10 protein-coding genes are annotated in these 14,212 nt (G+C 65.5%); 8 read left to right on the plus strand and 2 right to left on the minus strand.

The annotated features are described in order from the left end of the window. Positions 1-72: 72 nt before the first annotated feature. Positions 73-1,392 carry a Na+/H+ antiporter family protein gene (locus FXN65_RS15770; protein ID WP_151134083.1) on the minus strand — a complete coding sequence of 440 codons (1,320 nt, stop codon included), beginning with the start codon at positions 1,390-1,392 and terminating at the stop codon, positions 73-75. A 230-nt stretch (positions 1,393-1,622) separates the two neighbouring features. Between FXN65_RS15770 and FXN65_RS15775 the strand changes: the two genes are divergently transcribed. Together FXN65_RS15775 and FXN65_RS15780 are read left to right on the plus strand one after the other, a co-directional pair. Continuing rightward, the gene (locus FXN65_RS15775; RefSeq protein ID WP_151134084.1) at positions 1,623-3,767 is read left to right on the plus strand and encodes a methyl-accepting chemotaxis protein; all 2,145 of its coding nucleotides are present in this window, start codon (positions 1,623-1,625) and stop codon (positions 3,765-3,767) included. Between the two features lie 399 nt (positions 3,768-4,166). After that, positions 4,167-4,763 (plus strand): NADPH-dependent FMN reductase, encoded by a 597-nt coding sequence (locus tag FXN65_RS15780; RefSeq protein WP_151134085.1) that lies wholly within the window; start codon positions 4,167-4,169, stop codon positions 4,761-4,763. Between the two features lie 31 nt (positions 4,764-4,794). On the opposite strand, the gene FXN65_RS15785 is transcribed toward FXN65_RS15780, so the two are convergent. Continuing rightward, positions 4,795-6,081, minus strand: a complete 1,287-nt coding sequence (locus FXN65_RS15785; protein WP_394351303.1) for a sigma-54-dependent transcriptional regulator — start codon at positions 6,079-6,081, stop codon at positions 4,795-4,797. Between the two features lie 221 nt (positions 6,082-6,302). Between FXN65_RS15785 and FXN65_RS15790 the strand changes: the two genes are divergently transcribed. The 6 genes from FXN65_RS15790 (at position 6,303) to FXN65_RS15815 (ending at position 14,171) form a co-directional block, all read left to right on the plus strand. Continuing rightward, positions 6,303-7,406, plus strand: coding sequence for a GNAT family N-acetyltransferase/peptidase C39 family protein (locus FXN65_RS15790; RefSeq protein ID WP_151134087.1), 1,104 nt, complete (start codon positions 6,303-6,305; stop codon positions 7,404-7,406). 85 nt (positions 7,407-7,491) lie between these two features. Then, positions 7,492-9,366, plus strand: a complete 1,875-nt coding sequence (locus FXN65_RS15795; protein ID WP_151134088.1) for a di-heme-cytochrome C peroxidase — start codon at positions 7,492-7,494, stop codon at positions 9,364-9,366. Positions 9,367-9,407: 41 nt separating this feature from the next. Beyond that, the gene (locus FXN65_RS15800) at positions 9,408-10,559 is read left to right on the plus strand and encodes a catalase family protein (protein ID WP_151134089.1); all 1,152 of its coding nucleotides are present in this window, start codon (positions 9,408-9,410) and stop codon (positions 10,557-10,559) included. A 281-nt stretch (positions 10,560-10,840) separates the two neighbouring features. After that, positions 10,841-11,800: a homocysteine S-methyltransferase family protein gene (locus FXN65_RS15805; protein WP_151134090.1), complete on the plus strand. Its 960-nt coding sequence runs from the start codon at positions 10,841-10,843 to the stop codon at positions 11,798-11,800. A gap of 221 nt (positions 11,801-12,021) precedes the next feature. Next, positions 12,022-13,401: an NfeD family protein gene (locus FXN65_RS15810; protein ID WP_151134091.1), complete on the plus strand. Its 1,380-nt coding sequence runs from the start codon at positions 12,022-12,024 to the stop codon at positions 13,399-13,401. Positions 13,402-13,403: 2 nt separating this feature from the next. Further along, on the plus strand, positions 13,404-14,171 hold the full coding sequence (locus FXN65_RS15815) for a slipin family protein (RefSeq protein ID WP_151134092.1): 768 nt from the start codon (positions 13,404-13,406) through the stop codon (positions 14,169-14,171). The last annotated feature ends 41 nt before the right edge of the window (positions 14,172-14,212 follow it).

A 14,212-nucleotide genomic window follows, 5' to 3' on the forward strand; every position in this document is an offset into this window, starting at 1 on the left:
TCGGCAACCCCGTGCGCACCTTAAGCGACTGTAAAGTCGAAATGATCAAGCGAACGCCAGTACCGGCGCGCGCTAGAGGACCATCGCAGCGGCCCAGCCAAACGCCAGCAGCGGCAGGTTGTAATGCAGGAAAGTGGGCACCACGGTGTCCCAGATATGGTTGTGCTGGCCATCCACGTTCAGGCCCGCGGTCGGGCCCAGGGTGGAGTCGGACGCGGGAGACCCGGCGTCGCCCAGGGCCCCTGCGGTGCCGACGATGCTGACGATCGCCAGCGGGCTGAAGCCCAGTTGCACGCACAGCGGCACGAAGATGGCCGCGATGATCGGCACGGTGGAGAAGGACGAACCGATGCCCATGGTCACCAGCAGGCCCACCAGCAGCATCAGCAGCGCCCCCAGCGGCTTGCTGTGGCCGATCCAGCCGGCCGAAGCATCCACCAGGGTCGCTACCTGGCCGGTTTCGCGCATCACCTCGGCGAAGCCCGAGGCGGCAATCATGATGAAGCCGATCATGGCCATCATCTTCATGCCCTCGGTAAACAGGTCGTCCGCTTCCTTCCAGCGCACCACGCCCGACAGCGAGAAGATCACGAAGCCCAGCAGCGCACCGATGATCATCGAGTCCAGCCAGAGCTGCACCACGAACGCGACCAGGATGGCCACACCGGCCACGCCGAGGCTCATCGGGTTGTAGGCGACGCTCACCTGCTCGGCCTGGGCGATGCGCTCCAGGTCATAGGTGCGCTTGCCGCGATAGCTCACGAACACTGCGATGAACAGGCCGGCGACCATGCCCAGCGCCGGTATCAACATCGCCTCGGTGACATTCACACCGGTAACGTCGACGCCACTTTTCACCACATTCGCCAGCAGGATCTCGTTCAGGAAAATGTTGCCGAATCCCACCGGCAGGAACATGTAGGGCGTGATCAGGCCGAAGGTGATCACGCAGGCGACCAGCCGGCGATCGATGGACAGCCGCGTCAGCACATAGAGAAGAGGGGGAACCAGCAATGGAATGAAGGCGATGTGGATCGGCAGGATGTTCTGCGAGGAAATCGCCACGCACAGCAACAAGGCGACCAGCAGCCATTTCAGTGCATTGCCGCCGTTGGCTTCCTGGCGGCCCACCAGTGCCAGGGCCTTGTCCGCCAACGCGTGGGCCAGGCCGGAACGCGCGATGGCCACGGCGAATGCACCCAATAGCGCGTAGGACAGTGCCACGGTGGCGCCGCCACCCAGGCCCTTGTTGAAGGCCGACAGGGAACCTTCGATCCCCAGGCCGCCGACCAGGCCACCCACCAGCGCGCCGATGATCAGGGCCACCACCACATGGACCCGGCACAGGCTGAGGACCAGCATGATCCCCACCGCCGCCACTACCGCATTCATCGCCTCTCCCCACCTTTGCAGGCCATGCCGGCCGCGAAAAAAAGCGCGCACTTTGCCCAAACCGGGGGCGGCTGTCAAAAGCGTTCGGAATATTGGGCGTAGTGTGCATAATTCTTGCCTGCAAATTGCGCCCTCGTGCATTCCGCACGGCTATTCGTCGTCTTCGCGTCAAGAAATCGCCGCTCGCGCCGACAACGAATGAAGTTCCGACGAGACAGAAGGAAGTCCCAATGCCGTTCAATCGCCTGTCCATCCAGTGGAAAATCACCCTGCTCGCCGGCCTCTGCCTGCTGGCCATCGTGACCCTGCTGGTCGGTTCGTCCCTGTACCAGTCCGAGCGCAGCGCCAGCCTGGTGAAGGCCGACAGCAGCCGGATGCTCGACCAGAGCGCACGCCTGCGCCTGCAGGCCCGCGCGGAGCTGCAGGCCATCCGCATCCAGCGCTACTTCATGGACACCTACCAGTACGGCAAGGGCTTCTCGCGCCAGGTGTTGTTCCTCAAGGAACAGGCGGAAAAGCGCTTCCTCGACGCCTTCGACCTGCGTGAAGACCTGACCCGCCAAGTCCGCACCAGCCTGGAAGCCAACCCGGAAATCCTCGGCCTCTACCTGGTCTTCGAACCCAACGCCCTGGACGGCAAGGACGAACTCTTCGTCGACCAGGCCGAACTCGGCAGCAACGACAAAGGCCGCTTCTCCCTTTATTGGGCTCAACCCACCCCCGGCAAGCTCGAATCGGAATCCATGACCGAGGAGCTGCTCGCCGACAGCAGCACCGGCCCCAGCGGCGCACCCTACAACGCCTGGTACACCTGCCCGATGAAAACCGGTCAGTCCTGCGTGCTGGACCCCTACTTCGATAACGTCGGCGGCCGCCAGGTGCTGATGACCAGCATCGCCTTCCCGCTGCAATTGAACGGCAAGACCATCGGCGTCATGGGCCTTGACATCAGCCTGGAAAGCCTCCAGCAGTTGAGCATGTCCGGTAACCGTGAGCTGTATGACGGCAACGGCCACGTGAGCATCCTCAGCCCGGCCGGCCTGCTCGCCGGCCACAGCCGCGACGCCAGCCTGCTCAGTGCGAAGCTGGACAAGGCCTTTGGTGAAAACGCCAGCGAACTGGCCGGCAACCTCCAGGCCGGCAAGGCCGTGGAACTCAAGCACAACGGCATGCTGCGGGTGATGCAGCCGTTCAAGCCGATCCCCACCGCTGCACCCTGGAGCGTGCTGCTGGAAGTACCGGAGAAGGTCCTGCTGGCGCCGGCCCTGGAACTGGATGCCAAACTCGATTCGCAGAACCACACCGCCAACCTGGTCGGCCTGTTGATCGGCCTCGTCTCGGGCGTCGCCGGCCTGCTGCTGGTGTGGCTCACCGCCCGCGGCGTGACCCGGCCGATCCAGGGCGTGGCGCACATGCTCCGTGACATCGCCAGCGGCGAGGGCGACCTCACCCGGCGCCTGGACTACGCCCGCCAGGACGAGCTGGGCGAGCTGGCCGGCTGGTTCAACCGTTTCCTCGACAAGCTGCAGCCGATCATCGCCGACGTGAAGCGCTCGGTGCAGGACGCCCGCGGCACCGCCGACCAGTCCGCCGCCATCGCCAGCCAGACCAGCGCCGGCATGCAGCAGCAGTACCGCGAAGTCGACCAGGTGGCCACCGCCTCCAACGAGATGAGCGCCACCGCCCAGGACGTCGCCCGCAGCGCCGCCCAGGCCGCCGAAGCCGCCCGCGGCGCCGACCATGCCACCCGGGAAGGCCTCGGCGTGATCGGCAAGACCACCAGCGCCATCGAGCAACTGGCCAGCGAAATGAGCGCGGCCATGGAAGAAGTGCAGGCCCTGGCCAACAGCAGCGAGCAGATCGGCTCGGTGCTGGAAGTGATCCGCGCCATCGCCGAACAGACCAACCTGCTGGCGCTCAATGCCGCCATCGAGGCCGCGCGGGCCGGCGAGGCCGGGCGCGGCTTCGCGGTGGTGGCCGACGAGGTGCGCAACCTGGCCAAGCGCACCCAGGATTCGGTGGAGGAAATCCGCCAGGTGATCGAGGGCCTGCAGCACGGCACCCGCGAAGTGGTCGGCTCGATGCACAGCAGCCACCGCCAGGCGCAGGGCAGCGTCGAGCAGGTGGAACAGGCGGTGGCGGCGCTGCAGCGCATCGGCGAGGCGGTGACGGTGATCACCGACATGAACCTGCAGATCGCGTCTGCCGCCGAGGAACAGAGCGCGGTGGCCGAGGAGATCAACCGCAACGTGGCGGCGATCCGCGACGTCACCGAATCCCTTTCCGGCCAGGCCGAGGAGTCCGCCCAGGTCAGCCAGGCGCTGAACCGCCTGGCCAACCACCAGCAGGGGCTGATGGATCAGTTCCGCGCGTAGGGTGAATGTCGCGCTTTGCATCCACCAGCGCGGCCGAGCCCGAGCCCGGCACTGATGCCCTAGGCTTTCCCGTGGGAGCCAATTCATTCGCGAAAGCAGGCCGCAGGTCTGTCCCGGGGAGCCCCTGCCACACCGACGAACCCTCACCCCCGGCCCCTCTCCCTGAAGAGGAGAGGGGTGACTCGCGCCGGAACCACCGCCGCACCGGCGATGCTCTGCTTTTCTGTGGGCGCCAATTCATTCGCGAAAGCAGGGCACCCTCCTGCCCTGAGGTACTCGCAACGGGCACTCCCCCCTCCCCCTCCTGGCGCCATCCGTGTCTCAACCTGGCGTGCATTCGCTTGCCGGCTCGCAAACCGCCGGCTAGCCTGCTCCCCCGTCTGAACAAGGAACCCCTAGATGCTGAACATCGTCCTGATCGCCGGCTCCAGCCGCGCCAACAGTCAGTCGGGCAAGGTTGCCCGTTTCATCCGCCAGCGCCTGATCGAACTCGACAAGGCCAGCCCCAGCTCCTGCAGCATCATCGACCTCGGCCAGGGCCCGCTGCCCCTGTGGCCGGCAGAAGACACCGGCCCCTGGAGCGGATACCAGCAGCAACTGCGCGACGCCGACGCAGTGGTGGTGATCGCCCCCGAGTGGAACGGCATGGCCTGCCCGGCCATCAAGAACTTCTTCATCTACGCCAGCAAGGCCGAGCTGGCGCACAAACCGGGCCTGCTGGTGGGCGTGTCCTCCGGCATCGGCGGCGGCTATCCCATCAGTGAGCTGCGCGCTTCCAGCTACAAGAACTGCCGCCTCTGCTACCTGCCGGAGCACCTGATCATTCGCGGTGTCGAGAAAGTGCTGAACGACGTCGAGCCGGCGAGCGAAGACGACCAGCGCATCCGCGCCCGCATGGACTATGACCTGGATATCCTGGCTCGTTACGCCGAAGCCCTGAAGCCGGTCCGCGAAGCCATCGACATGAGCATCCCGGCCTTCGCCAACGGCATGTAAGCGACCGTTGCAGGGGCGACGACAATCGCCCCTACAGCAACTGGTGCTTGTGCAGCAGACGATAGAACGTCGGCCGCGACACCCCCAGCACCTTGGCCGCATGACTGAGGTTGCTGCTGTAATGGGCCAGGGCGTCGCATAACGCCTGATACTCCGCCCGCCGCTTGTAATCCTCCAGCGTGCCCAGCAGGGTCCCGTCCACCGGGGCGCTCTGCAGTCCCAGGTCATCCGCCTCGATGGGACCATTCTCCGCCAGGGCATAACCCCGCCTTACCCGGCTGGCCAGCTCGCGCACATTGCCGGGCCAGCGGTGACGGACCATGGCGGCCAACGCCTCCTCACTGAAATGGCTGGGCCGACGCCCCGCCTCCAGGCTGTAGAGATCAACGAAGTACCCCGCTAACAGGGCGATATCGCCCTGGCGTTTGCGCAGAGGGGTGATCTGCAGGCGGTTCTGTTCCAGCCACTGGCACAGGCCAGGATGGAACGTCCCCTGCTCCACCAGGTCGCTCAGTTCCTCGCGGGTCGAAGCCAGCACCCGCACATCAAGGCTCAGCACCTCGCCATCGGCGTGGCGCAGGGTCTTCGAGCGCAGGCAGGACAACAGACGCTCCTGCTGGCCAGGCGGCAACTCATGGACGGCGTCAAGGAACAGGGTGCCGCCATTGGCCGACGCCAGCTTGCCCTGGTGGCCGAACAGCAGATTGGCGGTTTCCACTTCAGGCAATACGCCACAGTTGAAACTGACGAATGGCCCCGCCACCCGCCGCGACATGCGGTGCAGAGTCCGCGCCACCAGTTCCTTGCCGCTGCCGCTCTCCCCCACGATCAGCACGGGCTTCTCGCACGGCCCCAGGCGCGCCAGTTGCTTGCGCAGGTCCCGCAACGGCCGGCTCTGGCCCAGCAATTCATTCTGGTCGCCCCGGCGATTGCCGATGCCGCGCAGGCGCGCGATGCCGAAAGCGCGTCCCAGCAGGCCCTGCAGACGCGGCAGGTCTACCGGTAGCGGCACGGCGTCGAAGAACCACTCGCCGATGAACTCATCCACGCCCGCCCCCGTATCGGTCAGCGGATCGATCAATGCGATCCATTCGGTGCCACTGCGGCTGATCAGGTGCTTGATCCCCTCCGCGCGTTCCAGATGGTCGCCGCGCAATCGCAACAGCCCGATGTCGTAGCTGGCCGCCAGGGCCTGGTCCAGGTTCTGGCTGGACACTGTCCAGCCCGCCTCTTCCAGGTGGGGAAGGATACGCCGGCAGTGGTCGCAAGGGTCGACCAGCAGGAGGCGTCGCGGTGCAGAGGAGGTGGCTTCCAAAATGAACCTTCCTTGACGCCAAAAATTTGCATTGCCAATAAAAACAATAGTTTGGACGCACTATTTGTAACGCTAGCAAGAACTTTGGCGCGCTATGGAATCTTTCTCTATAAGCGCAATTCTCCTTCGAACTTTGACCTCCCCCGCCTTCGGCAATCGTCTCGACAGCGTTCCAATCCGGGCCAATACTCGTGCGATTCCTTCCCTGCCTTGCGGGGCCTGCCATGAACCTGCTCCTACGTGCTGCCACGCTCGACGATCTGTCGGCGTTAGTAGAGCTTGAGAGTCGCTGTTTCGAGGTTGCCCGCCTCGGCCGGCAGCAGTTTCGCTGGATGATGCTGGAAGCCAATGGCTGTCTGATGGTGGCCGAGGGCGACGGCCACTCGCTGCTCGGTTATGCGCTGGTGCTGTTCCGCCAGGGCAGCACCTTGGCCCGCCTCCACTCTGTCGCCACTGACCCGCGCGCCCGCGGCAACGGAATCGGCCAGCGCCTGCTGGACATGGCCGAAGCCAGCGCCCGCGAGCATGACTGCGCCTACCTGCGGCTGGAGGTGTGCCCCGACGATCGCGACGCCGTGGCCCTGTTCGAGCGCAATGGCTACGACCACCTGGAACTGCTGAGCGACTTCTTCCCCGACCACCGCGAAGCCCTGCGCATGGAGAAACGCGTGGTCCGGCATCCGCAGGCGCTGCAGCGCCCCGTGCCCTATTACCATCAGACCACCGAATTCACCTGCGGCCCGGCGTGCCTGCTGATGGCCATGGGCGCCCTGGACGGTGCAGTGCCGGGCAATCACCAGGACGAGTTGCGTCTCTGGCGCGAAGCCAGCAGCGTGCACATGCCCGGCGGCCACGGCGGCTGCAGCCCACACGGACTGGCGCTGGCAGCCTGGCGACGCGGCTATCGGGTCAGGCTGCACCTGAGCGACAAGGGCCCGTTGTTCCTCGATGAGGTGCGCAATGCCGGCAAGCGCGAGGTGATCCGCCAGGCCCACGAGGACTTCTGTTCCGCCCTGGAGAACACCGACGTCGAACAGCACCTCGGTGACGAACTGGACCTGCGCCCCGTGCTGGCAGCCGGCGGCCAACCCCTGGTGCTGGTGGACGGCCATCGCCGCAGTCGCAGCCGGGCGCCCCACTGGGTGCTGGTCACCGATTGCGACCACAACTTCATCTATATGCACGACCCCAATGCCGAACGCAGCCTGCACAGGCGCGCGCAGGACTGTCAGCACATTCCGGTCACCCATCGGGAGTTCGAGCGCATCAGCCGTTTCGGCCTGGGGAAACAGCGCGCGGCGGTCGTGCTCTATCCGCGAGGGACTTAGCACAATTACGTAGTAGCACCTTGCCAACCCCCTTAGCGATTGGCATAAGGTAGGAATTTTTCAGCAAGCTACAAGGAAGTATCTGATGCGCGTGCTTCGCCGTGTCCTTTGGCTGGTGCTTTTCCTCCTGCTCGCGGGCCTTGCGGTCGTCCTCTATTACGTCGCCAACCCCAACCTCCCGACCTACCAGGCGCCCGACCAGCTGCACTACCTGGACCAGTGGAGCGACCAGGAGCGCCAGACCTACTACTACACGCCTCAAGGCACCACGGTTAAGGGCCTGCGCTACGAGTGGTTCACCGCGCTGGAACTGCCCTTCTCCCGCGACAGGTTCGCCCGCCCGGAATACCTGGCTCGCTTCGGCTTCCTGGTAGATCCGAAACAGTCCGCCACCCCGCAGAACCCCGGCAACCTGCCGGTGGGCATGACGCGTCACGAAGACGAGAAGACCGGCGTCCATTACCTGGATATCAGCTGCGCCGCCTGCCACACCGGCGAGCTGCGCTACAGGGGCCAGGCCGTGCGCATCGACGGCGGCGCCGCGCTGCACTCCCTGGCCTCCACCGTGCCCACCCTGCGCGGCGGCGGCTTTGGCCAGGCGCTGGGCATGAGCATGGCCTTCACCTACTACAACCCGCTGAAGTTCAGCCGCTTCGCCGAACAGGTGCTGGGGGAGCGTTACCCCGAGGGCAAGGACGAGCTGCGCCGCGACTTCAAGAACGTCCTCGACCGTCTGCTCGGTACCGCCTGGAACGATACCCATCGCGGGCTCTACCCCACCCAGGAAGGCTTCGGCCGCACCGACGCCTTCGGCCGCATCGCCAACAGCGTCTATGGCGACGCCATCAGCCCCGACAACTACCGTGTAGCCGACGCCCCGGTGAGCTACCCGCACCTCTGGGACATCTGGAAGTTCGACTGGGTGCAGTGGAACGCCTCGGCCATGCAACCCATGGCACGCAACGTCGGCGAAGCGCTGGGCGTCGGTGCCACCCTGCACCTGTTCCAGCCGGACGGCAGTGCTGTCCCGGAAGCCGAACGCTACGCCTCCAGCGTGCGCGTGCGCGATCTCCATACCCTGGAAGAAACCCTGAAACGGCTCGCCCCACCGCGCTGGCCGGAAGAGGTCTTCGGCAAGGTGGACATGGCCCGCGCCAGCCAGGGCCGTGCCCTGTTCGCCGAGAACTGCGCCTACTGCCACGCCCCCCACGTGGTACCGGCGGACAAGCGCATGGCGCCCGACCGTGATCCCGAGTGGCACATGCGCGTCGTGCCCATCGAAGAAATCGGCACCGACTCCACCACCGCCGACAACATCGCCGACCACCGCTTCGACATCAGCAAGCTGGGCTGGACCCGTGAGCAACTGGCCAAGCTGGATGTGAAGCTGTTCGACGGCAGCCTCGACAAGATCGACTTCAAGCGCATTTCCAGCGCCCAGGGCCTGGCCTACATCACCGCCTTCGTCGAGAACCAGGCCTACAAGCAGGCCGGTATTTCCGGCGAGGAACGCGCCCGTATGGACGGCTTCGGCCTGCCCATCGGCGTGCAGGAAAAACGCGGCTACAAGCCCCGCCCCCTGGACGGCATCTGGGCCACCCCGCCCTTCCTGCACAACGGTTCGGTGCCCACCCTGTTCCAGCTGCTTTCCCCGGTCACCGAACGGGTCAGCCAGTTCCATGTCGGCAGCTTCGAGTACGACCCGAAATTCGTCGGCTTCCAGACCACCGCCTTCCCCGGCAGCTTCCTGCTGGATACCCGCATCAAGGGCAATGGCAACGGAGGCCACGAGTTCCGCGACGGTTGCCGCAAGAACGGCGTGATTGGCCGTGCCCTCTCCCCGGATGAGCGCCTGGCGCTGATCGAGTACCTCAAGGTGCTCGGCAACCCTGCGCTGGAAGGCCAGCTCACCCCGGTGGAGCCCCGCCCCTGGACGCCCGGACCGTCCTGCGAGGGCTGAACCCTCGCCAACACTGAAGCAGACAAAGGACACAAGCACTCATGCTCAAGCGTTTCTGGCTCTGGCTCGGCCGACTCCTCGGCAAGCTCCTTCTCTTCGTGCTGGTGGTCGGCGCGATCGGCTGGCTGGCAGGCGAGGCCTACTACGGCTGGAAGTTTTCCGGTCCGGTGCCCACCGAAGAAGTCATCCCCGCCGATGAAGCGGTACAGACCCGCGCCATCATCGAGGACGCCGTCCGCATCGTCGAACAGCACCGCGACAACACCCGCGTGCTGCGCGACGCCCATGCCAAGGCCCATGGTTGCGTGAAGGCGGAAGTCAGCGTCCTGCCGGACCTGGACAACAGCCTGCGTGCCGGCGTCTTCGCCGAGCCGGGCAAGACCTGGCAGGCGGTGATGCGACTGTCCAACGGTAACGCTTTCCCGCAGTTCGACAGTGCGCGCGACGCCCGAGGCCTGGCCATCAAATTGTTCGACGTGCCCGGCGAAAAGTTGATGAAGAGCCCGGTACACGCCAACGAACAGGACTTCGTGATGTTCAACCATCCGGTGTTCTTCGTGCGTGACGTGGCCGAGTACCGGCAGAACTTCAACGCCCAGGCCAACGGCCAGAAAGTCGGCGCCTTCTTCCCCGGCCTCGACCCGCGCAGCTGGGAAATCCGTCACCTGATCATCGCCCTGAAGACCCTCGCACCGGCTCCGGACAGCCCGGTTAGCGCCACCTACAGCTCCATTTCGCCGTACAAGCTGGGCCAGGCGAACATCAAGTACCGGGTCATTCCCGACCCGCAGAGCTGCCCGCCCTACGCGTTGCCGGAGCAGAACACCGCCCTGCCCAACTTCCTGCGCAATGCCCTGTACCAGCAACTGTCCCTCGACCGTGTGCCGGCCTGCTTCGCCTTCCAGGTACAGAAGCAGAACGCCCAGCACTACATGCCGATCGAGGACACCAGCGTCGAGTGGGACGAATCCATCTCCCCCTTCGTGACCGTCGCCACCATCAAGGTCCCGGCTCAGGACTTCGACAGCCGCGAGCAGAACCTCGCCTGCGACAACCTCTCCTTCAACCCCTGGCACGGCCTGCCCGAGCATCGCCCCATCGGCGGCATCAACCGGTTGCGCAAGGCGGTGTACGAGGCGGTGAGCGCCTATCGCCACGAACGCAATGGAGCGAGCGACGCGACCAGCCCTTGAGAAGGTCTCTGTGGGAGCGAATTCATTCGCGAATGAATTCGCTCCCACAGGCAATGGCTGTCTGCTCCACCAGCCCCACCCATCAGTCCGGCAAGGACTTGCCCCATGCTGGTGCTAGCCTTTTCTGATACCCGCCGGGCGCCCAGAGCCCGTCCGGCGCAGCGCCTACGGGCCACCCCATCGACCGCGGATCCAGCCCGAGGCCAGCCCGGCTGCCCGTCCCGCCTTCGCCATGAAGCCCGCTCCGGACAGCGAACGTCCACAGGTCACGGAGTAAGGCCATGGCCCAACATCGCGGCGCCCTGCCACAACTGGAGGGCGAACTTTTCCTCACCGACGGTGGCATCGAGACCACCCTGGTTTTCCATGAAGGGATTGCCCTTCCCGATTTCGCGGCCTTCGTGCTGCTCAACTACCCCGACGGCCTGGGAGCCCTGCGCACGTACTTCCGCGCCTACTGCGCCCTCGCCAGCCATTACGGCACCGGGCTGATCCTGGAAAGTCCGACCTGGCGCGCCAATCCCGACTGGGCCAGGCACCTCGGCTTCACCCCCCAGGGAATGGCCGAGGCCAATCGCCAGGCCATCGCCCTGCTGCAGGAATTGCGCAGTGAAGTGGAAAGCGGCCGCACCCCGGTGGTGATCAGCGGCTGCATCGGCCCGCGGGGCGATGGTTATGTCGCCGACGAGGCCATGGACGAGTTCCAGGCGCAGCGTTACCACAGCGAGCAGATCGGCGTATTCGCCGAGACCGCCGCCGACATGGTCACTGCCCTCACCATGAACTACGTGGACGAAGCGCTGGGTATCGCCCTCGCCGCGCGCGAGGCCCGCCTGCCCGTGGTCATCTCCTTCAGCGTGGAAACCGACGGCAGGCTGCCCACCGGCCAGACACTGAAGGAAGCCATCGAGCAGGTCGACAGCGCCACCGCCGCCTACCCGGCCTACTACATGATCAATTGCGCGCACCCCGACCATTTCGAGGATGTGCTGGTACCGGGCAGCCGCTGGGTGCAGCGCATTCGCGGGTTGCGCGCCAACGCCTCGCGCCGGAGCCACGCCGAGTTGAACGAGGCGGTCGCCCTGGACAGCGGCGACCCGGAAGAACTGGGCGTCCAGTACGCGCGGCTGCGTCAGCGCCTGCCGCACATCAACGTGATGGGTGGCTGCTGCGGCACCGACCACCGTCATATCGAGCAGATCGCCAAGGCGTGCAAGCCGTTGTTCCGCGCGGCGTTGTAGTGGCCGCGATCCCTGTGGGGACGATTTCAATCGCTATGGGCCGCGCAGCGGCCCCGAAGATGGGTGGGCAGCACTTCGTCCTGCTCAGCGACTGAAGTCGCCCCCACAATACAGCCATCAACTCCCCACACATCCACTTGCACCTGCGTTTCCCACCGCGAATACCCGACAAAATGCCTCAACTATGCTGTAAGTGAACACGGCATGGCAGGAGGCCCCCCATGATCCGCTGGCTGCTTGGCAGGCTGCTGTGCCTGGCCCTGCTCTTGCCCGGCACGCTGCTGGCCGCCGGGAGCGTCACCGTGCTGAGCGTGGACGGCCCCATCGGCCCGGCCACCGCCGACTACCTGACCCGAGGCATCGAACGCGCCGAGGCCGACAAGTCGCAACTGGTGGTGATCCAGATCGATACCCCGGGCGGCCTCGACACCTCGATGCGCAGCATCATCAAGGCGATCCTCGCGAGCCCCGTGCCCGTCGCCAGCTTCGTCGGCCCCAGCGGCGCCAGGGCGGCCAGCGCCGGCACCTACATCCTCTACGCCAGCCATATCGCCGCCATGGCACCGGGAACCAACCTCGGCGCAGCGACTCCCGTGCAGATCGGCGGCATGCCCGGGCAACCGGAGGGCGACAAGCCCACCGGCGACAAGGGCGAGAAGAAGGACGACAAGACCGGCGCCAGAGGCAATGAGGAAACCCTGGCCCGCAAGCAGGTCAACGATGCTGCTGCCTACATCCGCGGCCTGGCGCAAATGCGCGGACGCAATGCCGAATGGGCCGAACAGGCGGTGCGCGAATCCGTCAGCCTGTCCGCCACCGACGCCGAGCGCCTGAAGGTGGTGGACCTGCTCGCCAATGACGTCAACGACCTGATAGCCAAGGTGAATGGGCGGACCCTCGAGATCGCCGGGCACAAGGTCACGCTCACTACCGCTGGCGCACCGCTGGTCCAGCATGAACCGGACTGGCGGGCACAGATCCTCGCGGTGATCACCAACCCCAGCGTCGCGCTGATCCTGATGATGATCGGGGTCTACGGCCTGATCTTCGAATTCTCCAACCCCGGTAGCGGCATCGGCGGTGTGATCGGCGGTATCTGCCTGATCCTCGCCCTTTATGCCCTGCAGCTATTGCCGGTGAACTTCGCCGGCATCGCCCTGATCCTGCTCGGCATCCTGTTCATGGCGGCGGAAGCCTTCATGCCCAGCTTCGGCATCATCGGCTTCGGCGGTATCGCCGCCTTCGTGGTCGGCGCCGTGATCCTGATCGACACCGAAGTACCAGGCTTCGGCATCCCCCTGTCGCTGATCGTCACCGTGGGGCTGTCCAGCGGACTGGCGATCTTCGCCATCATCGCCATGGCGGTGCGGGCGCGCAGGCAGGCGCTGGTCAGCGGCGACGCCGGGCTGGTGGGCAGCCAGGCCATCCTGCTCGACCTGGTGGCGAACGACCCGTACAGCGGCTGGGTGCAGTTGCAGGGCGAACGCTGGCAGGTGCGCAGCGAATCCCCATTGAGGAGCGGCCAGCGCGTACTGGTGCTGGCGCGCAACGGACTGTTGCTGGACGTGAAGGCGGATGAAGGTCCGCCCAAAGGAGACTGAACATGGCCTTTCCGCTGAGTTTTGCCACCCTCCTGTTCCTGCTGATCGTGCTGGCGGTTTCGGCCATCCGCATCTTCCGAGAATACGAGCGCGGCGTGGTGTTCCAGCTCGGGCGCTTCTGGAAGGTCAAGGGGCCGGGGCTGGTGCTGATCATCCCGGCCATCCAGCAGGTGGTGCGGGTGGACCTGCGCACCGTGGTGCTGGACGTGCCTCCCCAGGACGTGATTTCTCGCGACAACGTCTCGGTGAAGGTCAACGCAGTGCTCTACTTCCGGGTGCTGGACCCGCAACGCGCCATCATCCAGGTGGAGAACTTCCTCATGGCCACCAGCCAGTTGGCCCAGACCACCCTGCGCGCGGTGCTCGGCAAGCATGAGCTGGACGAGATGCTGGCCGAGCGCGAACGCCTCAACGTCGATATCCAGCAGGCCCTGGACTCCCAGACCGATGCCTGGGGCATCAAGGTCTCCAACGTCGAGATCAAGCACGTCGACATCAACGAATCCATGGTCCGCGCCATCGCCCGCCAGGCCGAGGCCGAACGCGAACGCCGGGCCAAGGTGATCCACGCCGAAGGCGAGCTGCAGGCCTCGGAGAAACTGATGCAGGCCGCCGAGATGCTCAGCCGCCAGGACGGCGCCATGCAGTTGCGCTACATGCAGACGCTCGGCTCCATCGCCAATGACAAGACCACCACTATCGTCTTCCCCCTGCCAGTGGACTTGCTCGGCGGCATGGCCAAGGGTGGGCGAAAGGACCAGGAAAGCTGACCGCATTCCCGAGATAGCCTGTTTCCCCCGAGGTTTTCAGG

Origin of the sequence: Pseudomonas lalkuanensis (assembly GCF_008807375.1) — a bacterium.
GTDB lineage: Bacteria > Pseudomonadota > Gammaproteobacteria > Pseudomonadales > Pseudomonadaceae > Metapseudomonas > Metapseudomonas lalkuanensis.